The organism is Bradyrhizobium sp. SPXBL-04 (assembly GCF_051853035.1).
Lineage (GTDB): Bacteria > Pseudomonadota > Alphaproteobacteria > Rhizobiales > Xanthobacteraceae > Bradyrhizobium > Bradyrhizobium zhanjiangense.
On record NZ_CP182472.1, the window covers coordinates 8449862 to 8471415 of the forward strand.

Sequence of the window (21554 nt, forward strand, 5' to 3'; positions counted from 1 at the left end):
TCTTCCGGCGCGATTACGCCCTTTATGTGATGGTAAGGCGTTCCGATCATTGCCGTTTTGGTGATTGGGGCGCCGCGGGCTCCGGCACCTCTCCCGCTTGCGGGAGAGGTCGCGCAAAGCGCGGGTGAGGGCTCTCTCCTCTTGGGGACTCCCGGCCGGGGCACCACCCGTGATAACGACTGTCCCTGCGCGGAGAGAGCCCCCTCCCCAACCCTCCCCCGCAAGCGGGAGAGGGAGCGCACCACCGCCGGGCCGGGCACGAAACCCACCCCAAATCCTTGACTACCCGCCCCTTCCCCCCTATACGTCCGCCCGCTCCCTGCAAGGACAGAGAATTCGCCCCCGTGGCGCCCAGAATGGCGGCCGCAACTCGTTGGGGGTTTAGGATAAGGATTTTTGCCATGTCTCGCCGCTGCGAACTGACGGCCAAGGGCCCCCTCGTCGGCCACAAGGTCAGCCACTCCAACATCAAGACCAAGCGCCGCTTCCTGCCGAACCTCGTCAACGTGACGTTCATCTCGGAAGCCCTGGGCCGCAACGTGCGCCTGCGCGTCTCCACCACCGCGGTCAAGAGCGTCGACCACAATGGCGGCCTCGATGCCTTCCTGCTCAAGGCCAAGACCGACGCCCTCTCGCCGCGCGCCCTCGAGCTGAAGCGCGCCATCCAGAAAAAGGTCGGCGACACCGCGCCGGTCAAGAAGGCCAGCTAAGTTTTCAGAATTGGGCGGGGGCTAAGTTGCGTCGCGTGGCGTAGGCTTAGCCAGTAGAGTTTTGCGTAGCGGCCGGATCGGAAGATCCGGCCGTTTTTGTTTTGGTACCAGATCGTTTGGTTATCCCGTCTTTTCCGTCGAGCAACGAGGGAATCGAGTATAAGGTCGTCTGCAACTACCATTTGCAGCCAAGGATATTCTCTCGTCTGAATGCCAATTGTGCTCACGAATTTTCTTGATGGGAGCCTCCTTCAAGGACGTTCCTGGACAGTGCGGGATGAAACCGAGCTAGCCGAGCGCATTGCTCGTGTTGCTCTTGGTCAGTCCCGTCACGTCGCTAAGATCCTTGCTGGCTTGAACAATGCACCCCCACCGAGCACGAAAGCCGCGCGAGCTGCCGCGATCAAATTGCTGACAGTGCCTGAGGGAACAGAGACATGGCACCGCGATGGCTGGATATTTCAGACGATGTCATGGCTCGTCGCTACGCAGGCAAGTCCATCAGCACTCACAAGAGCGCCGCACATGATCCTCGCTCACAAGGGATTCGATGGCTTACAGCTCGAAGTCGATCAGACCACCGGCCGTGTTTCAGCAGCAGTAATCTTCGAAGACAAAGCAACGAGCAATCCGCGCCAAACAATCACAGGCGAAGTATGGCCAGAATTTAAACTTCTCGAATCTGGTGACCGCGAGAACGTATTAACGGCTGACGTAAGTGCACTACTTTGTACGCGGCCGGATGTTGACCCTGACAAGGCGATCGAGAACATCATCTGGAAGCAAGTTCGCCACTATCGTCTCAGCATAACTGTTGGAAGCCAAGACTTCACATCCGACGAGGGACGGAAGCAGCTCTTCAAAGGGTATGATGACATCGCTGCTGGAGATGTGAGACGACGTCGCGGTGAAATCTTTTACGTAGAGAAATTGCGGCCTTGGATGAAGGCGTTAGCAGGCAAGGCCATTTCGTTCCTAAGCTCGCAGGAATTGGAGAGTGTTTGATCCGGACACAGTAGCCGTAATTGCCCGAGCCCCTGCCTTGGAAGGGCTGGACCTTGCGCGCCTTCCTCAGACATTTACTGAGGTATACGCCGAAATTGTTGCTGCTCGCATTCGAATCCGCCAAGTCGGCACAGGGCAGCAACTGCCCGAGAGCGTCCGCAGCTCCGCCCTTTACATGAAGCGGCTTGCCTCTGCGGAGGAAGCTTTCGTTGCTGTCTCCCCTTTGCGAGAGGATCGCTCAGCCGCCGCCTTCGTGGCTGGAGCAGCCCATCATGCCTGCATGCTGGCAGAGCTTGCAGGCTCCCTCGAAAGCCCTCGGCCCAGCTATCTTTCGCTTGACTCCATTTCTCCTGATGTCTCCGCCGCTCTGTTGTTCTTGGTTGCTGAAGCAAGCACGGATGCTGCCGAGATCGCCAAGCGCATTCGACCTGCGGAAAATGCGAGCCTCATTGAAGCGCGCCTTCTAAGCTCCATTTCTGATCTAGCGACCGGCCGTCTCGGCTCAATTATCAGCCGAACGCTACCATCCGTGGCGGCGGTGGGCTCAGCCGACGCCGGCACTGTAGGAACCAATGCTCTTTACCTCATGATTTTGAGAGGTGTGTACGCACTCGCCGGCGAGATGCTCGGCGAGCCAACAGACCTACTTGGAGCAAGTGCCTCTCAGATATTCGAGAACGTAGTCTCCCTTTCAAAGGAACGCATCGAAGGAATTGTCTCTCTTGACGGCGAGGCCCCCTACAACATTTTCCCCGGGCCTCACCATCTCGCCAAACTACTGCAAGCCGTAGCGCGAGACTTTCCCGCCTCTGCGCTTGTCGCTGTTCCTCCGCCAGATGGAATTCCCTCGTCCCGGTGGGAAGATCTAATGAAGCAAATGGCGAAACATCGACCATACGTTTGGCGTAACCATCGCGAAGCTATAGCCCAAGGCTATCTAGAAACGGGTACATCAGCGGCAGTTAGCTTTCCTACCGGTGGAGGAAAGTCGAAACTGGCCGAGCTAAAGATAGCTGCGTCACTCCTGCGCGGCGTAAAAGTAATCTTCTTGGTTCCAACACTCGCACTAGTAGACCAAACGGCTACCGCGCTGAGCAAGACCTTTCCCCAAGCCCAAGTTCAGCGCGAATTGGTGGAAGAGCTGATCTTCTCACCGGGAGTTGTCGAGCCACTTCCAAGCATCAGCGTTCTGACTCCGGAACGATGTCTTGCAATGCTCAGCTTCAGTCGGGACGTTTTCGAAGACGTAGGTCTCATCGTCTTCGACGAATGCCATCTACTTCATCCGCGTAATATCGACACAAGTCGTCGGAGCATTGATGCGATGCTCTGTTTTCTCAATCTGAGCGCGATTGCGGATACGGCTGACATTCTGCTTCTGTCGGCGATGATGAAGAATACGCACGAAATCGCGGATTGGCTGCATGAAATCACAGGCCGCCCCTGTTTAGCGTTAGACATAAAGTGGAAGCCCACTCGCCAAGTGCGCGGGTGTGTAGTTTACGCATCAGAAACGCTGAATGATCTCCGTGCGAAGCTCACCGAGACGAGAAGAAGTGTAAAAAACAAAAGCGTACCCGCCGCACTCAAGCGGAACCTCAAAGCGCAACCATTTGGCTTCTTCTGTCTGCGCCAAACGTGGGTCTCTAAGGCGCGCAATGACTATGCTTTGCTCCCGCTTCTGCAGGAAGAAGTGACATTGTCCACCGGCAATCGCTATGATGGAGCTTGGTATCTTACCCCGAACGGCAATCAAGTCAGCGCGGCTATCGGCGCAGCAACGAGCGCAACAGGGCTTAAGACGCTCATTTTTGCACAGACAATTCCGCTTTGTAAAAGCACCTGCAATGCAATCAATGAAGCAGCAGGAGATAAGGCAATTCGCCTCACGGAGACGGAACGGTCGCTCTATCGAGCTGCAGAGGAAGAAGCGGGAGGTGCGGAGCACCTTTACATACGTGTGGCGCCCGACGGTACACTTCTCGATGCTAGCGCATGCCACCACGGACTTCTCATTCCGCCCGAACGGCACTTGCACGAAGAGCTATTTCGTCGCTCGGATGGAATTAGCGCGTTGGTCGCAACCTCAACACTGGCCCAGGGGATGAACCTGCCTAGCGAGGTGGTCATAATTGCCGGCGACAGTCGTTTTGATCCAGATGCCAATCGGCTCGAGCAACTGGATGCACATGAGCTCCTGAACGCCGCAGGTCGAGCGGGTCGGGCGGGGGAAGCCTCTCAAGGATTGGTCTTGATAGTTCCCAGCAAGGTCGTTGACTTTCAAAGCAAGACGAATCAGATTCATAGCCACTGGTCGGATTTGCAAGCGATCTTCTCTCAGAGTGATCAGTGCTTACAGATCGATGATCCTTTCGCTGCGCTCTTGGATCAAGTGCATGCGGCGAGCGAGCCAATATCTGCTTCGGCAAAATACCTCCTAAGTCGCCTGCCGAAAGGATCCGGGCCTGATCCTGCTGAGCCAGCGTCTCATCTCATCTCACGTTCATTTGCGGCATTTCGCGCGCGGCGCAGCCATGACGCACAATGGATCAAAACTCGGACAGAAGCCGCAATTCGCTTGCGCAATGCCGATCCCGACATCACAAACACTTGGATTGATGAGATCGCCGCTGCTTCTGGCATACCGGCTCGCCTTTTGACGAGTTTAGTCCATCACTTACTCGCCAGCGCAAACGCGGGCGCATTGCCTCAAACGACCGCAGCTTGGAGAACATGGCTCTTCACGTGGCTGCGCAATAACCCCAGCTCAATTCCGCAGTTGATGCGACCAGAGAGCCTTGAGGGAATGTTTGGGACCCCCTACAAGCGCCTCAAGAACGATGATGACAGAGGCATTTTTGCCCTCTCTGTTTTCGAGCAAATGCTTCCCGCATGGATGAGTGGTGATACTCTCGCAACATTAGAGAAAATCGCAGGGACACCAATCGCCAAGATCGGAAAGTGCGAGCGTGCTCGTGAATTTGTATTGCGTATTGTGCCTGAGCTTTCCTACCTTCACGGCATATTAGCCCAACTCTACACGGCCCTGTTCCCAACCGAGCTCGTCGTTCCGATAAATTTAGCCACCCTAGGAACTGCAGTTAGAGAAGGGCTTGATAGCCCCGAGAAAGTGGCTCTACGACAGATCCGCTCACGTCGGCCAAATCGAATCGCGATCCACCGTGAGTATCAGGGGCTTGCGAAGCTTATGCCGGCGGCTGGTCTCAATGAGACGCTCTCTGACGTGATCGTTCGCGTTGAAAGCGCCGTTAGCATACGCGACGTTCTCGGGTGATTGGCTCGTTCTTTTATTCGCTATACTCGCACCGGTAGCATCACCCGGAGGCGCATCCCATGGAGCATGCACCGAAGTCCGAGCCGAAACCTCGTCATCTGCTGTGACGGCACCGGCAACGGGACCTCGGAAAACATCTCCAACGTCCTGAAGCTCTATCGCTGCCTGCGCAAGACGGAAGGACGCAGCTGCGGCAGATGCTGCCCTACGATCCCCGGGGTCGGCACGGTGACGGCACTCGTAAACAGGGCCCCTCCCGCGTTAACCGTCCATTAACCAACGCAGCCTAGCCTGCTGCAATCGTCCAGCCATCACTAGCTCGAAATGCCTTCCCGGTTCGCTCCAGGAGAAGCGCCGATGTGCGTTGAGTTGTTGACGTATGCCGATCTCAGTGCCCGCCTCGATATCTCGCGAGAAGCCGCGCGTTCGCTGGCGAGACGCCGCCGGTTGCCGCGCTCGCGGTCGGAGGACGGCAAGGCCCTGGTGAGCGTTGATTTCTCCGAGCTCCGCTACACACCCCGCCCGCGACGCGGCCGCCGGGCAGACCCGATCGATGCCTCGCTGGCCAAGATCGAGGCCTTCAAGATCGAGGCGTTCAAGGCGGAGGTCGCGCGGCTCGAAGCAGTGGCAGCCAACACAAGGGCCGATTTCGAGCGCGAGCGCGAGCGCGCCGATCGCCTCACGATCGAGCTGATGCAGGCGGCCGCCGAGACGACGGCCGCCAATGCGTGGGCGGCACGACTGGAAGACGAAGTGGCGGACTTGCGGACCGGTCGCCGGGCGGGCGGCACGATCGCAGGATACGCCGCGCGCCGATTGGGACATCTGGCCGCTGCGATCGTGCACGCAGACCGCGCGGCTTGCAGGTAGCACTCGAAAACTTTCTCCATCCCCGGCATGCCGGAGCAATCACGAGGGAAGCATGACTGGCATCACCGATATCCACGAAATGAAGGCCCGCATCGTCGTGTTCGGGGTCGGCGGCGCCGGCGGCAATGCGGTCAACAACATGATCACGGCCGGCCTGCAAGGCGTCGAGTTCGTGGTCGCCAATACCGACGCGCAGGCGCTGGCCATGTCGAAGGCGAGGCACCTGATCCAGCTCGGCACAAAGGTGACCGCGGGCCTCGGCGCCGGCTCGCAGCCGGAATTGGGACGCGCCGCAGCCGAAGAGGCGATCGATACGATCCGCGATCAATTGACCGGCGCACACATGGTGTTCGTGACGGCCGGCATGGGCGGCGGCACCGGCACCGGGGCGGCTCCCATCGTCGCCAGGGCCGCGCGCGAGCTCGGCATTCTCACCATCGGCGTGGTCACCAAGCCGTTCTACTTCGAGGGCCAGCGCCGCATGCGCTTTGCCGAAGCCGGCATCGAGGAGTTGCTGAAGACGGTCGACACCCTCTTGATCATCCCGAACCAGAACCTGTTCCGGGTGGCCAGCGACAAGACCACATTCGCCGATGCCTTCGCCCTTGCCGACCAGGTGCTTTATTCCGGCGTGGCCTGCATCAGCGATCTCATCGTCAAGGAAGGCCTGATCAACCTCGATTTTGCCGACGTTCTCTCCGTCATGAAGGAGAAGGGCAAGGCCATGATGGGACGGGGCGAGGCTTCCGGCGAGAAGCGCGTGCTTGCCGCCGCCGTGGCCGCGATCTCCAATCCTTTGATCGAGAATCCCTCGATCAAGCGCGCCAGTGGCCTCATCATCTCCATCACCGGCGGCAAGGATCTCATGCTGTACGAGGTCGACGAAGCCGCGACCCGCATTCGCGACGAGGCCGACCCGGACGCCAACATCATCGTCGGCGCGTCCTTTGACGACAGCCTCGAAGGCATCGTCCGCGTCTCGGTGGTGGCGACTGGTATCGATAATCTCGACCCGGCACCGCAGGCGCAACCGGTGGAAACCGCCCTCACGCAGCTCGCCGGCAGGCTGCGCAACGACGGCCGCCGCATCGCCGATCGCATCGAGCGCAGTGCACCCCTTGCGCAAGTCGAAAGCCCGCCGCTCCGCCCGCAGCCGCACCACCCCGTGGGCCCACCGGCAAGGCCGAGCCTGGAACATGCGCGCCACGCGGCCGACCGGCCGCTCGATCCCTACGGCCGCATCGCCGCGCGCAATGCGCCCGACGAGGCCGTTCTCGATATCCCGGCCTTCCTGCGCCGCGCCGCCAACTGAGTGGTCGCGGGAGTCGGGGCTCGTCTCCAACCGGACATGGACCGCTGCTACGCGGCTCCACCGCTTGCGGGAGAGGGTAACCGCATATGAGCATCAACAAGAGGTCGTCATGCCCGGGCTTGTCCCGGGCATCCACGTTCTTTGTGCTGCGGGGTAAGGCGTGGATGGCCGGGACAAGCCCGGCCATGACGATGTGGAAACTTCAGCACCCCAAGCGCTCGCGTCAAATGCGATTGCCCTGCGCTTGCGGAACCTGCAGACGAGCTTCTTAAGCTGCGCGGCGCGCCGATCGCTCACGCGGCCGTGCTGCGCGGGCTCTCCGCTGAATCCTTCTTGTCCGTCTCCTTGTCGCGAGACAGCCATGCTGGAAAACGAAGCAGGCGTTCGTTGCTATCTTTCGGCAGCTCGATGGGCGGCGCTTCATTGGCCGAACTCGGCAGGTCCAGCGCGACGTGGCCTGTTCGCACCGCATCCGCGCGCTGATCCAGTTCGCGCAACAGGGGATCGAGCACGCTGTCGATTTCGGTCGCCACCGACACCAGGAAACTATTGAGCTCGCGTGCCTCGGGCACGACTGCCGCAGCCGACTCGATCGCCTTGGAGAGACCATCGACGACGGGTGCGAACGCGCCGGCGGCTTGCTTGACTCGCGTTTTGATCGCTTCGATCTCGCACAAGACGCGCTCACGCTCCCGCCTTTTCTTCTCCTCGGAAAGACGGGCTTCAATTTCGGCGATCTGCGCCGTCAGGGTCGTGGCTTCGGATGCGAGTGCATCGCGTCTTCCGCGCGCGCGATCGAGATCGCGGCTGAGATTGTCCACTAAGTCGTCCTTTCCAAACATGGCTTTGCTCCGTACGACAGCCGTTTTGGTCTGCAGGACGGCCTTGGCGCGAACCGCCAGCCTGGCAAGCGAACGAAAGGCTGGATCGGCCGAAACAGGCATCAATTTCGGTCGCGTCACATGGGCCGACATGGTGATCCCCCACTCGTCCACATTAGGCGACGGCATGGTTAACAAGTTGTTAATGTCAACAGGTGAGAGATGGGGCAAAATGCCGGCGACGCCGCCTTCGGCTGCTCGCTGCCCTCCATTTCCGCTATACTCGCCCCGGTAGCATCACCCCGAGGCGCATCCCATGGAACCCGCCCACACCACCGCAGCCAAGCCAGAGCCGAAGAACATCGTCATCTGCTGTGACGGCACCGGCAACGAGATCAGCGAGAACATCTCCAACGTCCTGAAGCTCTATCGCTGCCTGCGCAAGACCGACAAGACGCAGCCGCGGCAGATGGTGTTTTACGATCCCGGGGTCGGCACGGTGACGGAGCCGACGACGTGGAATCGCTGGAAGGCCAATATCAACCTGGTGCTGGGGCTCGCCACCGGCTACGGGCTCGATGACAACGTGCTCAGCGCCTATTGCTTCCTGGTTCAGCATTACTCAGCCGGCGACAAGATCTACCTGTTCGGGTTCTCGCGCGGGGCCTATACCGTGCGGGTGCTGGCGGGGCTGATCCACAAGGTGGGGCTGATCTCGCCGGAGCAGGTGAACCTCGCAGGCTCGGGCCTCATCGCCTACAAGCAATATTCCGGCACCGGGCGCGGCAACGACGTCGAGGACCTCGCGGACGTCGCTGTCGACGAGCAGGGGCCGCTGCCGAAGGACCAATTCGATCTCGCCGCGCAGTTCGCGCGCATCACCTCGACGCGCTGGCCGACCATCCACTTCATCGGCGTCTGGGATACGGTGGCGAGCGTGATCGTGCCGCGCGCCGACCGGCTGTATTGGCCGAGCTTCGAGGAGCTCGCCTTCACGCTGCGCAATCCGAGCGTCAAGATCTTCCGCCAGGCGATCGCGATCGACGAGCGACGCTGCATGTTCCGCCTGAAGCAATACAGGGAGCCGCAGGAGTTCTGGAGCAATCGCTATGTGCCGGACGAGAAGAAGGTGCCGCAGGACATTCTGCAGGTGTGGTTCGCCGGCGTGCACAGCGACGTCGGCGGCGGCTATCCGGAGGCCGAGAGCGGCGAGTCGAAATATCCGTTGATCTGGATGATCGAGGAGGCCGCCAAGCGGGGCTGAACTTCAACCCGCGCACGGTGAACCAGCTCGCCTTCGGCATCCAGCGCAAGAACTCGCCGTTCAGCTATGTCGCGCCCGCCTTTACGGGCAAGACGGGCATGCTGCACGATTCCATGACGGCGGGCTGGCGGCTGCTGGAGTATTTGCCGAAGAGCGCGACGTACAAGGAATGGCCGGAGCGGAAGGTGGTGCTCGGCTTCTACATTCCCGATAGCGAGCCGCGCGTCATCCCCGAAGGCGCGCATGTGCATGAGAGCGTGTTGAAGCGGATGGCGGTGGAGCCGGATTATCGGCCGCTGAATCTGCCGAAGGATTTTGTGACAGTGCCGATGCCGGAGGGGCCGCAGCATGCGGAGGTGGCGGGGGAGATGGAGGGGGTTTGAGGGGGTGGCTTTCACCGCTCGTCATTGCGAGCGCAGCGAAGCAATCCAGACTGCCGCTGCGGAAGCAGTCTGGATTGCTTCGTCGCAAGAGCTCCTCGCAATGACGGTGGAAGAGGCAGGCGCGCGCCGCCCCACCCCGCTACCGCTGCTTTCTGCAGTCACGGCAGCTTTTCATTAAAATTCTTCGGCCCGGCTTAGCGGGATCGCATCAACTCTGCTCCATCATCGCCTCCGATCCCCGCGAGACAGCGGAGCTGGAGGAGACGTGCCGCACTATCCGCGCAAATATGCCCGCGTGAAGCCTTCGGGGCTGGTGTCGCGCCAGGCCAAGATCATCACCGACCCGCGCGCGCCCGTGATTCCCTGCACGCTGATCGACTATTCGCCCGGCGGGGCCTGCGTCGATCTCGGCGGACAGGTGAGCATCCCCGATCGGTTCGAGCTGCTGCACGTCAACACCAAGAAGCGCTGCCGCATCGCCTGGAAGCGCGGGACGCGGGTGGGCGTGGTGTTTTAGGGGGGCTGCGTGCTGACCCTCCCCTGGAGGGGGAGGGTCGGCTCATGTTGAGCGAAGCGAGACATGAGACGGGGTGGGGTGAAGGTCTCTCCACTTCGCACGCTGCCCGTGGGGAGAGATCACCCCACCCCGCTCGCGCTTTGCGCGATCGACCCTCCCCCTCCAGGGGAGGGTAAGCAAGCCTACTTCCGCATCCTGGCCTTCGCGCCGGCGACGATCTGCATGGCGACGCCGGCGGACCAGCCGAGCAGAGCGAGCCAGGCGAAGTTGATATGCGGATCGAGCCTCAGCACGATGACGGCGACGGAGGCGAGCGCGGTGAGCGTGGCGCAGAGCGTGCCGGCCGAGCTCAGAAATTCCGCGGCGTCGATGGCGTTGTGCGCATCGTCGAAGGGCATTTGCGGCGTGTCGATGCCGAGATAGAAGCCGATGAAGCCGAGCACCATCATCACCAACAGGAACCCCTGCGTGGTGAGCGAGGAGATCGCTGATCCCACATAGGCGCCGACGAACAATCCGCACGCCGCCCCCGCCATCGCAAGACCCACGCGCTCGAACACATGGGCAGTTTTGCGAACACCAAAACGCATGGCCGGCCTCCGTGAGGCGTTGAGGAGACAGGTTAGGCCAGTTTTGGGGTGCGTGGAAGGCGAGGAGTTTTACGGATGCGTGAGTTTACTCCCTCTCCCCGTTCTTACGGGGAGAGGGTTGGGGTGAGGGGCCTCTCTCCCCACACGAGCGTAGCGCCGCACCTGTACCCCCCACCCGGATCGCATCTGCGATGCGATCCGACCTCTTCCCGCAAGCGGGGAGAGGTGAAGAACTCACCGCGCCCCGAACGTGGTCCTGCCGAACAGCGCCTTTTGCGTCGAGGGCTGCGAGCGCCAGTATTGCGGCGGGGCTTCGACCTCGCCGCCGACGTCCGCGGCGGCGTGCCAGGCCCACCGCGGGTCGTAGAGCATGCCGCGGGCGAGCGCGACCATGTCGGCCTTGCCGCTGGCGACGATCTCTTCCGCATGCCTGGCTTCGCTGATCAGGCCGACGGCGATGGTGGGCAATCCGGTCTCGCGCTTGATGGCTTCTGCAAATTGCACCTGATAGCCGGGGCCGAGCGGAATCTTCTGCAGCGGCGAGACGCCGCCCGAGGAGGCATCGATCCAGTCGATGCCGCGTGCCTTCAGCGCTTTGGCAAAGGCGATGGTCTGCGGCAGATCCCAACCGCCCTCGACCCAGTCGGTCGACGACACCCGCATGCCGACCGGCTTGTCGGCGGGGAATGCGGCGCGCACCGCGTCGAACACCTCCAGCGGAAAGCGCATGCGGTTTTCGAGCGAGCCGCCATATTCGTCGGTGCGCCTGTTCGAGATCGGCGACAGGAACTGATGCAGGAGATAGCCGTGCGCGCCATGGACCTCGATGGCATCGATGCCGAGCCGCGCGGCGCGCTTGGTGCAATCGACGAAGGCCTCGCGGATGCGCTTGAGGCCGGCGGCATCGAGCGCGAGCGGTGCGGCCTCGCCCTCCTTGTGCGGCACGGCTGACGGCGCAACCGCCCGCCAGCCGCCCTGCTCGATCGGAATCAGCTGGCCGCCCTCCCAGGGCCGCGCGCTCGAGGCTTTGCGGCCGGCATGGGCAAGCTGCATCCCGATCGCCGTGGAGGAATGCTTGCGCACCGAATTGAGGATCGGCTTCAAGGCGGCTTCGCAGGCATCGCTGTAGAGCCCAAGGCAGCCCGCCGTGATGCGGCCGATCGCCTCGACATGCGTCGCCTCGATGCAGAACATCGCCGCGCCCGACAGGCTGAGATTGTTGATGTGGGTGAAGTGCCAATCCGTGGCGACGCCGTCATCGGCCGAATATTGGCACATCGGCGACACCACGACGCGGTTCTTCAACGTCAGTCCGCGCAGCTTGATCGGGGAAAACAGGGCGCTCATGCGGGAGTTCCGGGGGATGGAGGATGCTGCAGGGAGTGTAGTGAGCGGGCGGCGGATTGCTAGGCGCGTGGCGGGAATGGCGGCCCGTAGGGCCATGCATTGCGGTGCTGGCTTGGTGCGAGCCTGCCTCCCAGCGTCATTGCGAGCGCAGCGAAGCAATCCAGAATCTCTCCGCGGATGCAGACTGGATTGCTTCGCTGCGCTCGCAATGACGGGGGAGAGACCGCCCTACTCCACCAGCGTGAATTGCAGCAACAATGTCCGCTGCAGCATCGAGAAATTGTCGTCGGAGATCAGGGTCAGCACGGTGTCGCCCTCGGCCGTGACGTGGGCGTCGATGCCTTCCATGTTGTCGATCTCGTGGCCGAGATCGGCGGAAAACAGCGTGAGGCCGTCGACCAGCGCACCCGGCGCGATTCCCTTCAAGGGGATCGCGCGGATGCGGATGTTGACGCCGGTGAACCAGGAGAATTTGCGCTCGAGGATGAGGAGATCGCCCGAGGCCAGCAGCACCGCGTCGCTGATGTCGAAGTTCTCGGAGCGCCGCACGCTGAACTGGCCCGGCGTCGGACCGCCGATCAGGAACGCGACGAGATTGCCGTCGGCGTCGAGCCCGCGCTCGGAGAACGCGATCAGCGTGCCCGCGAGCACCTGGTTCTGGTTCTTGGGCACGACGACGAGCGCTTCGAGCCCCTTGTTGTTGGGCAACTTGCGGACCGCAGGCGGCACTGCGATCACCTCGCCGCGGGCGCGGGTGCCGCCCTTGGCGAAATCATAGCGCAGGATCTGGTTGACGCGCTCGAGCCCGACATAGACGAGGTTGCCGTCGCGCGCGAGCGACTCGCTGTCGTACCAGAGGCGCTTATCCGTGATCGGCCGCCCGTCAGCGCCGAGCAGCGGCGCCGCCTCTACATCCGCGAGCCCAACCATCTCGCGGCCGGAATAGCGGATGGTGCCGGTGAACCAGCCGCCCTGGTCGGAGATCGCGAGGAAGCGTTCACCTTTGTTGTCGAGAAAGCGGAGGCCGGACAGGCCGCCAAAACCGCGATAGGGCGAGGTCAGCACCAGGCCGCTGCGAAAATCCAGCGAGCCGAAGCGCGTGCGCGAACGGTCGCGCGGCTCGAAATTGGGAATGCTGCGCGCGTTGACCTCGACGCTGACGGGCGCAGCGACGGCGTGCTCGAGCTGGAGGGCGCGCGGCGGCGGCTCGGTCGCGGGCTGCAACTGCGCCTGCGCCCGCGCCAATCGCGGCATCGTCAGAATGGAAAATCCCGCCGCCGCGTGGCCGAGAAAGCTGCGGCGGGATTGATGGTTGCTCACGAATGCAATTTGCGGCGCGGCCGGCCGGGCGCTTGCGTCGGCGCGGTGTTGGTCTCGCTGAAGAGCTCGGCGAGCTTCTCGGTGATGGCGCCGCCGAGCTCCTCGGCGTCCACGATCGTCACCGCGCGGCGATAATAGCGCGTCACGTCATGGCCGATGCCGATCGCGATCAGCTCGACCGGCGAGCGGGTCTCGATCTCCTCGATGATGTGGCGCAGGTGCCGCTCGAGATAATTGCCGGGATTGACCGACAGCGTGGAATCGTCGACCGGCGCGCCGTCCGAGATCATCATCAGGATCTTGCGCTGCTCGGGCCGGCCGAGCAGGCGCTTGTGCGCCCAGTCCAGCGCCTCGCCGTCGATGTTCTCCTTCAGGAGGCCTTCGCGCATCATCAGCCCGAGATTCTTTCGCGCACGACGCCACGGCGCATCGGCGGACTTGTAGATGATGTGGCGGAGATCGTTGAGACGGCCGGGATTGGCCGGCTTGCCGGCGGCAAGCCAGGCTTCGCGCGATTGCCCGCCCTTCCACGCCCGCGTTGTGAAGCCCAAAATCTCGACCTTGACGCCGCAACGCTCCAGCGTGCGCGCCAGAATGTCGGCGCAGGTCGCGGCGACCGTGATCGGGCGTCCGCGCATCGAGCCGGAATTGTCGAGCAGCAGCGTCACCACGGTGTCGCGGAACGTCGCCTCCTTCTCGTGCATGAAGGACAGCGGGTGATAGGGATCGGTGACGACGCGCGACAGGCGCGCGGGATCGAGGATGCCCTCTTCGAGATCGAACTCCCAGGCGCGGTTCTGCTGCGCCATCAGCCGGCGCTGCAGCCGGTTGGCGAGGCGGGCGACGATGCCTTGCAGGTGCGCGAGCTGCTTGTCGAGATAGGCGCGCAGCCGCTCCAGCTCGTCATGATCGCAGAGGTCTTCGGCGGCGATGACCTCATCGAATTTCGGCGCGAAGGCGTGGTATTCCGGCCCGCGCGGCTCGTTCCGGCCGTGCTGGTTCGGACGCGTCGCCTCGCCTGGCGTCTCGTCGTCGCCGAGCTCGCCGTCGTCGAAGGTGTCCGAGGTCGAGGCCTGCGCGCTTTCCATCGCGCTCTCGCTCATCTCCTCCGAGGTCGCCTGGGCCTGGTCGGCGCTCATCTCCTGTGCTGCGTCGGAATCGGGCGAGCCCTCCGCGCCGGACTGGTCGTTGTCGCCGTCCTGGTTCTCGTCGTTCTCGTCATTGTCCTCGGTGTCGGCGTTGCGCTCGTCGCCAAGCTCGAGCGCCGACAGCAGATCATGCACGGCATCGCCGAACCGGGTCTGGTCCTCGAGGACGCCGTCGAGCCGGTCGAGCCGCCTGCCGATCTTGTCTTCGAGAATGGGCCGCCAGAGGTCGACCATCTTCTTGGCGGCCGCCGGCGGCGCCATCCCAGTCAGGCGCTCGCGCACCAGCATCGCCAGCGCGTCGGCCAACGGCGCATCGGCGCGGTCGGTGATCTCGTCGAACTTGCCGCGATGGAAGTGATCGTCGAGCATCGCGGTGAGGTTTTTCGCAACGCCGGCCATGCGGCGCGCGCCGATCGCCTCCACCCGCGCCTGCTCCACCGCCTCGAACACCCCCCGCGCCTGCGGATTGCCCGGCATCAGCTTGCGGTGAACTTTCGGATCGTGACAGGCGAGCTTGAGCGCGATGGAATCGGCGTGGCCGCGCACGATCGCCGCATCACGCCTGGTCATCTTGCGCGCAGGCTCGGGCAGCCGCGCCTTGCCGGGCGCAAGGCCCGGGCGCTCGGCCGCAAATGAGATGTCGAGCTCGGGCGATTTCGCGATCGCCTTCAAGCAGGAGGCGACCGAGCGCTTGAACGGCTCGGTCGGCGCTTCCTTGTTGCTGCGGAATTTGGAGTTGGATGATGATGTGCTCATAGCGACTTCGTAAACGAATGGCGCGTCACGCCGCCGGGATAGCCGTCAATGGCGCCGAATTCGTCGTACCCGCAGGAACGATAGAAGCCCGGCGCCTGGAAACTCATCGTGTCCACATGGGATCGGATTGCGCCGAGCCGTCTTGCCTCGTCCTCGATCGCCGCGATCAACTTCGTTCCATGACCTTGGCCGCGATGTTTCTGCTCGATCCAGAAGAACTGAATGAACAGAACCGTTGTCCAGATCTGACCGACGACCCCACCGACGATTTTGCCACGGTCCTTCAGCGAGACAGCAAGGCCCTTCAGTCTCTGCGTCCCCATGTGCTCGTGGTTGTAGCCAGCGAGCCCGGCGAGCACAGCCTTCTTGGTGGTCCCAATGGTGCGCTCGACGGAGATGGTTGGCATGGTCTAGCTCAGCGCCACGTTCACCGCCGATTCCGGCAGCTCCGCGTTGAAGCAGCGCTGGTAGAACTCGGCGACCAGCGGACGCTCGAGCTCGTCGCATTTGTTGAGGAAGGTGACGCGGAAGGCGAAGCCGATATCGCCGAAGATGTCGGAGTTCTCCGCCCAGGTGATCACCGTGCGCGGGCTCATCACCGTCGACAGATCGCCGTTGGCGAAGGCGTTGCGGGTGAGGTCAGCGAGGCGCACCATCTTGTTGACGATGTCGCGGCCCTCCTGAGTGCGATAGTGCTTGGCCTTGGCCAGCACGATCTCCACTTCCTCGTCATGGCTGAGATAGTTCAGCGTGGTGACGATCGACCAGCGGTCCATCTGGCCTTGGTTGATCTGCTGGGTGCCGTGATAGAGGCCCGAGGTATCGCCGAGGCCGACGGTGTTCGCCGTGGCGAACAGGCGGAACGCCGGATGCGGCTTGATCACCTTGTTCTGGTCCAAGAGCGTCAGGCGGCCGGAGACCTCAAGCACGCGCTGGATCACGAACATCACGTCGGGGCGGCCGGCGTCGTATTCGTCGAACACCAGCGCGACGTTGTTCTGCAGCGCCCAGGGCAAAATGCCGTCGCGGAATTCGGTGACCTGCTTGCCGTCCTTGACCACGATCGAGTCCTTGCCGACGAGGTCGATACGGCTGATGTGGCTGTCGAGGTTGACGCGCACGCAGGGCCAGTTCAGGCGCGCGGCGACCTGCTCGATATGGGTGGATTTGCCGGTGCCGTGATAGCCAGTCACCATCACGCGGCGGTTCTTGGCAAACCCCGCGAGAATGGCGAGCGTGGTGGCGCGGTCGAAGCGGTAGTCGGAATCCACTTCGGGCACATGAGGATCGACTTCGGAATAGGCCGGGACTTCGAGATCGCTGTCGATCCCGAACACCTGGCGCACCGACACTTTCATGTCGGGCTGACCGGAAACTTCCTCAACTTTGGACAGGGCGGCGGTCGTCATCAATCCTCCGAGGTCCCGGGCGGTCCCGAAACCGGTTATTCGCACGTTGGCTGCGGCTGGGTGCTGAAAATCAACCTATCAGAGACAACGAGCCGGCAGAAGCCCGCCCACCAATCAAAGTTCCGTTGTCTTTTCATCTAGATAGGCAAGGAACGCAGTTTTTGGAGGGCTGCCTTGCGAATCACGCTCGAATCTCAGGCGGTTGACGCCTCTGCCTGCGTGGATGGCACTGTTGCCGCATGTGCTTACCTATGTAGGGTCTGAATTCCAGTACTCCAGCCCGCTACAGAGACGACGTGACATCCTTTCTCGATCCCCTCATCGCCTTCGTCTCGGCCCATGCGTGGCTGGCCTATCTGACCCTGTTCCTGGCGGCGCTGCTCGAAGCGGTGCCGGTCGTCGGGTCGGTGATCCCCGGCTCGACCATCATCCTGGCGCTGAGCGCGCTGGTTCCGGGCGGCGAGCTGAAGCTGCCCTGGGTGCTGCTGGCGGCCGCACTCGGCGCGGTGCTCGGGGACGGATCGGCCTATTGGATCGGGCACCGGCAGCAACGGGAGATCCTCAACACCTGGCCGCTGATGAACTATCCGCGGCTGGTCGCGCAGAGCGAGAGCTTCTTCCATCGCTTCGGCACCTGGGCGGTGTTCTTCGCCCGCTTCGTACCCCCGATCCGCGCCTTCGTGCCTGTTACCGCCGGCGCGCTCGGCATGGCGCCGGCGAAATTCTACGCGGTGAACATCCCGGCGATCCTGGCCTGGGCCCCCGCGCATGTGCTGCCGGGCGTGCTGGCGGTCTCAGCGCTGCATGAATATGCCGGGCTGCATCATCATGGGCATGTCGGCAAGCACATCTGGATTTTGACCGTGGTGGCCGTGGCGATCGTGGTGGGCGTTGGGCTCTGGTTCATCCGCCGAAGGCACGGCAGCGGTGTCGCGGAAGCGAAGCCGCGGGGTTGAGGACTTTCCCTCGAGTCGTCCTGGCGAAAGCCAGGACCCATTACCCCAATGCGTTGTTTGGCGAAGATTGGGCGCTCGGTACTCCTAGCGTCCGCATCGGTAGATTCCGCGGTACGGGTCCTGGCCTTCGCCAGGACGACGGCGGAGAGGGCCGCTCTCGCAACGTCCCTAACCAACATCCGCCCTCCGTCCCGGCGCCGGCCCGACATACCTTGCCCGCGGCCTGATCAGCTTGCCGAACTGCAATTGCTCGCTGGCATGGGCGATCCAGCCGACGCTGCGGGCCATCGCGAACAAAGCGAGCTCGCTGCCGACGGGCAGGCGCAGGGCGCGCACGAGCACGGCGAGTGCGTAGTCGATGTTGACGAACTCCCCGGTCGCCTCCGCGATCCGCTCCGGCACCTCGCGGGTGAACTTTCGCGGTGCGCCGGCGCGCGACAAGGCATTCAGCAGCGATTGCGCGCGGGGATCGCCGCGCTTGTAGACGCCATGGCCGAAGCCGGCAAAACGCTCGCCGAGCGCGACGCGCTCGCGCACCATCGGCTCGACATCGCGATCGATCAGCGTCTTCACGAGCTGAGAGGCCAACACGCCGGCGCCGCCATGCTTGGGACCTTTCAGCGCGGCGAGGCCGGCGATCACCGAGTCATAGAGATTGAGGCCGGTCGAGGCGGCACAACGCGCGGTGAAGGTCGAGGCGTTAAGTTCATGATCGGCGAGCAGCACCAGCGCGCGGCGGATCAGATCGGGAGCATGCTTGTTGTCGGCCGCCCACGCTTTCGCAACCTGCTGATGCAGCGGCTCGGCCGATGGCTCCGCATTGAGCATGGTCGCGACCAGCAGGCGGACGATGCGCGCGCCGACCATGGCGCGGCCATCGGGCGCGCGGGTGAAGGCGCGCGGGTCGGCGCTCGCGGCCAGTGCGAACACGGCGATGGCGCGGTCGATCGGCGCCGCCCGCCGCGCGGCCTGCCCGATCGTCCGCATCTCCTCGGAGAGAAAGGGCTGATTGTCCTGATCGAACGGATCGACGCCGGAGACGTCCCACAGCAGCGTCGCCGTGTGCTCCAGCGTGTCGCTCTCGGCGAGATCGACGCAGTTGACCCCGCGGTAGATCGCGCCCTCCTCGGTGATGGTCGAGATCTCCGTGTCCATCACCGGCAGGTCGGCGTCGAAGCTGCGCAGGCCCCTTGGCTCCGGCGACGGCACCCGGCGCTCCTTGAGCGCGCGGACGTCCTCGGCGCGGTAGCGGTTCTTGCGGGAATCCGTTGTCGGCTCGGAGCGGATCAGGCCGCGGCTAACATAGGCGTAGAGCGTGGCTGGCGAGATCGCGAGCTCGGCGGCGGCTTCCCGGGCGGAGAGGTAGAGCCCATCGGAATTTTTCATATTGATTTATGTAATCAAGATTGATCAATCTGTCGAGAGGCCCGACCTTTCCCATGCGTCAAACAGGAGATTGGGCCATGAACATCCACCTCACCAAAAGCCAGATCGGGCTGGACGGCGTTCCCGCGGCGGAGACCGTGCTGAGCCAGGTCGATGGCGAGCGCGGCGAGCTGATCATCGCCGGCGAGCATGTCGGCAGCCTCGCCGCCAAATCGAGCTTCGAGGGCGTCACGTCCCGGCTCTGGAACGGCGCCAGCAAGACCAGCTTAAGCGAAGGCAATGTGCGGGCGAGCCTGGGTGCCGCGCGTGAGCGCGCCTTCGCGCGATTGCCGGATCTGTTGCCGGCGACACAAGGCATGGGCATCGTCGACGGGTTTCGCGCGGCGGTCGCGGGACTTCGCGCCGAACATGGACTGGAGCACGAGGCCACCATCGTCGGCGCGTTTCCAGTGATCGCCGGCGCGCTGGTCCGCCGCGCAAAAGGGCTCGAGCCGGTCGCGCCCGATCCCAGCGTGAGCCACGCCGCCGACACGCTGCGCATGCTGCACGGGCGGGCGCCTGCAACGCGCGAGGTCACCGCGCTCGATGCCTATCTCGTCACCGTCTGCGACCACGGCATGAATGCCTCGACCTTCACGACGCGCGTGGTGGCCTCGACGCAAGCCGATCTGTTCGCCGCCGTGACCGCGGGCTATTGCGCGCTCACCGGCCCCTTGCATGGCGGCGCGCCGGAGCCGGTGCTTGAGATGCTCGATGCGATCGGCTCGCGCGAATGCATCCAGAGCTGGGTCGATGCGGCGCTGGCACGCGGCGAGCGGATGATGGGCTTTGGTCACCGCGTCTATCGCGTGCGCGACCCGCGCGCCGACGTGCTGAAGACCGCGATCGAGGCACTGGCTTCCAACGGCGCCGACCTGCCCTTTGCCGGCGAGGTCGAAGCCTATATTCGCAGCGCGCTGCGCAAGAAGAATCCGGATCGGCCGTTGGAGACCAATGTCGAGTTCTTCACCGCCATCCTGCTCGATGCACTCGCAATTCCGAGGCAGGCCTTCACGCCGATCTTCGCGGTGGCGCGTGTGGCAGGATGGACCGCGCATGCGCGCGAGCAGCAGCGCACGGGACGGCTGATCCGGCCGAGTTCGTCCTATGTGGGGGCCATGCCGAAGGAATGATGAAGTAGCCTGGATGGAGCGAAGCGAAATCCGGGAAAGTCGCTTGTGTGAGAAAGACCCGGATTACGCTGACGCTCCATCCAGGCTACGCGGCTGAGGACTAAGAGAAAGACGACAGCGGAGCTCCCACTCCGCTTTCGTGCAGGCAAAGTCTTGATCTACGACAGGTTGAGATGGGTCTATACGTCTCCGACGAGCACTGCGGAACGAATGCGCGGCCGGCGAATTGCCTGAGCTGGCCCCGCAGAGGAACGCGATGCTGGACTTGCTTGGACATTCGGACGAGGCCAGGATCGGCGAGATCGCGAGGCAAGCAGCGAGCAGGAGCGCTGGCGCGGATTCCGAGAGGCGATTCCGGGACTTGCTCCAGGCGCTGCCCGCCGCGATCTATACGACCGACGCAGAAGGCCGCATCACCTTCTTCAATCAAGCCTGCATCGATTTTGCCGGACGGACGCCAGAGGTCGGCGCGATGTGGTGCGTGACATGGAAGCTCTATCTGCCCGACGGCACGCCGCTCCCCCACGATGAGTGCCCCATGGCAATCGCGCTCAAGCAGAACCGGCCGGTGCGCGACGTCGAGGCCGTGGCCGAACGGCCGGACGGCTCGCGGATTTGCTTCATGCCCTATCCAACGCCGCTGCGCGACGAACGCGGCCGACTGGTCGGCGCAGTGAACATGCTGGTCGACATCACGGCTCGCAAGCAGGCCGAGCAGCGGATGATGCTCCTCGCCTACGAGGTCGATCATCGTTCGAACAATCTGCTCGCGGTGACGCAGGCGATGCTGCGGCTGACGAAGGCCGAGACCGCTGCAGAGTTCCAGGCCGCGTTTCAAGGCCGACTTAGTGCGCTTGCCAACGTGCAGAGGCTGTTCTCGGCGTCGCGCTGGACCGGTGCGAGTCTGAAGACCATCGTCGAAGACGAACTCCGGCCGTACGCAGGCGGAGACGGCGAACGTATCAGTATCACTGGAGACGACATCCGCCTGCCGGCGACGCTCGCCCAATCGATCGCGGTCGCCGTGCACGAGCTTGCGACCAACGCCGCCAAATACGGGTCGCTATCGACGCCTTCGGGCCGGCTGGAGATCCGCTGGGAGACCAATGGTGCAGAACCTCTCGTGCTGCACTGGTCGGAGCGCGGCGGTCCCAGGGTCGATGAGCCGCCGACGCGCAAGGGCTTTGGCATCGGCGCAGTCGATGGCATCATCCGCACCTTGCGCGGACGGGTGACCCGGTGGTGGAAGCCGGAAGGACTGGTTTGCGAACTGTCCTTCCCGGAGGCGTAGCC

General features: G+C 63.2%; 18 protein-coding genes and 1 pseudogene. 11 read left to right on the forward strand and 8 right to left on the reverse strand.

The window, feature by feature from the left end; genetic code table 11:
* Positions 1-401 precede the first annotated feature (401 nt).
* From rpmB to ftsZ, 6 genes are all read left to right on the forward strand, one after another.
* Complete coding sequence (gene rpmB / locus ACNJX8_RS40245; RefSeq protein WP_091893463.1) at positions 402-710, forward strand: 50S ribosomal protein L28; 309 nt, start codon at positions 402-404, stop codon at positions 708-710.
* Positions 711-920: 210 nt separating this feature from the next.
* Positions 921-1715 (forward strand): hypothetical protein, encoded by a 795-nt coding sequence (locus tag ACNJX8_RS40250; RefSeq protein WP_439359078.1) that lies wholly within the window; start codon positions 921-923, stop codon positions 1713-1715.
* Entirely contained in the window at positions 1708-5010 is a 3303-nt protein-coding gene (locus ACNJX8_RS40255) for a DEAD/DEAH box helicase (RefSeq protein WP_439359079.1), read from the forward strand. Before ACNJX8_RS40250 ends, ACNJX8_RS40255 begins: the two co-directional genes overlap by 8 nt.
* Positions 5011-5076: 66 nt before the next feature.
* Positions 5077-5286, forward strand: coding sequence for a phospholipase effector Tle1 domain-containing protein (locus ACNJX8_RS40260; RefSeq protein ID WP_439359080.1), 210 nt, complete (start codon positions 5077-5079; stop codon positions 5284-5286).
* Positions 5287-5382: 96 nt separating this feature from the next.
* Positions 5383-5880 carry a hypothetical protein gene (locus tag ACNJX8_RS40265; protein WP_439359081.1) on the forward strand — a complete coding sequence of 166 codons (498 nt, stop codon included), beginning with the start codon at positions 5383-5385 and terminating at the stop codon, positions 5878-5880.
* Positions 5881-5932: 52 nt separating this feature from the next.
* A complete protein-coding gene (gene ftsZ, locus ACNJX8_RS40270) occupies positions 5933-7192 on the forward strand; it encodes a cell division protein FtsZ (RefSeq protein WP_439359082.1) in 1260 nt (419 codons plus the stop codon).
* Between the two features lie 293 nt (positions 7193-7485).
* On the opposite strand, the gene ACNJX8_RS40275 is transcribed toward ftsZ, so the two are convergent.
* Entirely contained in the window at positions 7486-8166 is a 681-nt protein-coding gene (locus ACNJX8_RS40275) for a hypothetical protein (protein WP_439359083.1), read from the reverse strand.
* A gap of 163 nt (positions 8167-8329) precedes the next feature.
* Here ACNJX8_RS40275 and ACNJX8_RS40280 point away from each other — a divergent pair.
* Positions 8330-9660: pseudogene (locus ACNJX8_RS40280) on the forward strand (T6SS phospholipase effector Tle1-like catalytic domain-containing protein).
* A gap of 265 nt (positions 9661-9925) precedes the next feature.
* Positions 9926-10177, forward strand: coding sequence for a PilZ domain-containing protein (locus tag ACNJX8_RS40285; protein ID WP_091893446.1), 252 nt, complete (start codon positions 9926-9928; stop codon positions 10175-10177).
* 182 nt (positions 10178-10359) lie between these two features.
* Here ACNJX8_RS40285 and ACNJX8_RS40290 read toward each other — a convergent pair whose 3' ends face one another.
* The 6 genes from ACNJX8_RS40290 to cobS form a co-directional block, all read right to left on the reverse strand.
* On the reverse strand, positions 10360-10767 hold the full coding sequence (locus ACNJX8_RS40290) for a hypothetical protein (protein WP_128930226.1): 408 nt from the start codon (positions 10765-10767) through the stop codon (positions 10360-10362).
* Positions 10768-11001: 234 nt separating this feature from the next.
* Positions 11002-12114, reverse strand: coding sequence for an NADH:flavin oxidoreductase/NADH oxidase (locus tag ACNJX8_RS40295; RefSeq protein WP_439359085.1), 1113 nt, complete (start codon positions 12112-12114; stop codon positions 11002-11004).
* A 228-nt stretch (positions 12115-12342) separates the two neighbouring features.
* Positions 12343-13434, reverse strand: coding sequence for an esterase-like activity of phytase family protein (locus ACNJX8_RS40300; RefSeq protein ID WP_439359086.1), 1092 nt, complete (start codon positions 13432-13434; stop codon positions 12343-12345).
* Complete coding sequence (gene cobT / locus ACNJX8_RS40305; protein WP_128940332.1) at positions 13431-15338, reverse strand: cobaltochelatase subunit CobT; 1908 nt, start codon at positions 15336-15338, stop codon at positions 13431-13433. The genes ACNJX8_RS40300 and cobT overlap by 4 nt, the downstream gene beginning before the upstream one ends.
* Positions 15335-15745, reverse strand: a complete 411-nt coding sequence (locus ACNJX8_RS40310) for a GNAT family N-acetyltransferase (protein WP_128930232.1) — start codon at positions 15743-15745, stop codon at positions 15335-15337. Before ACNJX8_RS40310 ends, cobT begins: the two co-directional genes overlap by 4 nt.
* 3 nt (positions 15746-15748) lie before the next feature.
* Positions 15749-16747, reverse strand: coding sequence for a cobaltochelatase subunit CobS (gene cobS / locus ACNJX8_RS40315; protein ID WP_091893436.1), 999 nt, complete (start codon positions 16745-16747; stop codon positions 15749-15751).
* A gap of 296 nt (positions 16748-17043) precedes the next feature.
* On the opposite strand from cobS, the gene ACNJX8_RS40320 reads away from it, so the two are divergent.
* The gene (locus tag ACNJX8_RS40320; RefSeq protein ID WP_439359087.1) at positions 17044-17703 is read left to right on the forward strand and encodes a DedA family protein; all 660 of its coding nucleotides are present in this window, start codon (positions 17044-17046) and stop codon (positions 17701-17703) included.
* A 168-nt stretch (positions 17704-17871) separates the two neighbouring features.
* Here the strand turns inward: ACNJX8_RS40320 and ACNJX8_RS40325 are convergent, their stop codons facing one another.
* Positions 17872-19089: a citrate synthase family protein gene (locus tag ACNJX8_RS40325; protein ID WP_439359088.1), complete on the reverse strand. Its 1218-nt coding sequence runs from the start codon at positions 19087-19089 to the stop codon at positions 17872-17874.
* Between the two features lie 77 nt (positions 19090-19166).
* On the opposite strand from ACNJX8_RS40325, the gene ACNJX8_RS40330 reads away from it, so the two are divergent.
* Entirely contained in the window at positions 19167-20261 is a 1095-nt protein-coding gene (locus ACNJX8_RS40330; RefSeq protein ID WP_439359089.1) for a citrate synthase/methylcitrate synthase, read from the forward strand.
* 256 nt (positions 20262-20517) lie between these two features.
* Positions 20518-21552 (forward strand): sensor histidine kinase, encoded by a 1035-nt coding sequence (locus ACNJX8_RS40335; protein WP_439410306.1) that lies wholly within the window; start codon positions 20518-20520, stop codon positions 21550-21552.
* The last annotated feature ends 2 nt before the right edge of the window (positions 21553-21554 follow it).

Bases quoted from the DNA above. Each gene is read 5' to 3' on its own strand.
- ACNJX8_RS40250 (WP_439359078.1), top strand. From the start codon at position 921: ATGCCAATTGTGCTCACGAATTTTCTTGATGGGAGCCTCCTTCAAGGA.
- ACNJX8_RS40290 (WP_128930226.1), bottom strand. From the start codon at position 10,767: ATGCGTTTTGGTGTTCGCAAAACTGCCCATGTGTTCGAGCGCGTGGGT.
- ACNJX8_RS40260 (WP_439359080.1), top strand. From the start codon at position 5,077: ATGCACCGAAGTCCGAGCCGAAACCTCGTCATCTGCTGTGACGGCACC.
- ACNJX8_RS40325 (WP_439359088.1), bottom strand. From the start codon at position 19,089: ATGAAAAATTCCGATGGGCTCTACCTCTCCGCCCGGGAAGCCGCCGCC.
- cobS (WP_091893436.1), bottom strand. From the start codon at position 16,747: ATGACGACCGCCGCCCTGTCCAAAGTTGAGGAAGTTTCCGGTCAGCCC.
- ftsZ (WP_439359082.1), top strand. From the start codon at position 5,933: ATGACTGGCATCACCGATATCCACGAAATGAAGGCCCGCATCGTCGTG.
- ACNJX8_RS40310 (WP_128930232.1), bottom strand. From the start codon at position 15,745: ATGCCAACCATCTCCGTCGAGCGCACCATTGGGACCACCAAGAAGGCT.
- ACNJX8_RS40335 (WP_439410306.1), top strand. From the start codon at position 20,518: ATGCTGGACTTGCTTGGACATTCGGACGAGGCCAGGATCGGCGAGATC.
- cobT (WP_128940332.1), bottom strand. From the start codon at position 15,338: ATGAGCACATCATCATCCAACTCCAAATTCCGCAGCAACAAGGAAGCG.
- ACNJX8_RS40295 (WP_439359085.1), bottom strand. From the start codon at position 12,114: ATGAGCGCCCTGTTTTCCCCGATCAAGCTGCGCGGACTGACGTTGAAG.
- ACNJX8_RS40330 (WP_439359089.1), top strand. From the start codon at position 19,167: ATGAACATCCACCTCACCAAAAGCCAGATCGGGCTGGACGGCGTTCCC.
- ACNJX8_RS40275 (WP_439359083.1), bottom strand. From the start codon at position 8,166: ATGTCGGCCCATGTGACGCGACCGAAATTGATGCCTGTTTCGGCCGAT.
- rpmB (WP_091893463.1), top strand. From the start codon at position 402: ATGTCTCGCCGCTGCGAACTGACGGCCAAGGGCCCCCTCGTCGGCCAC.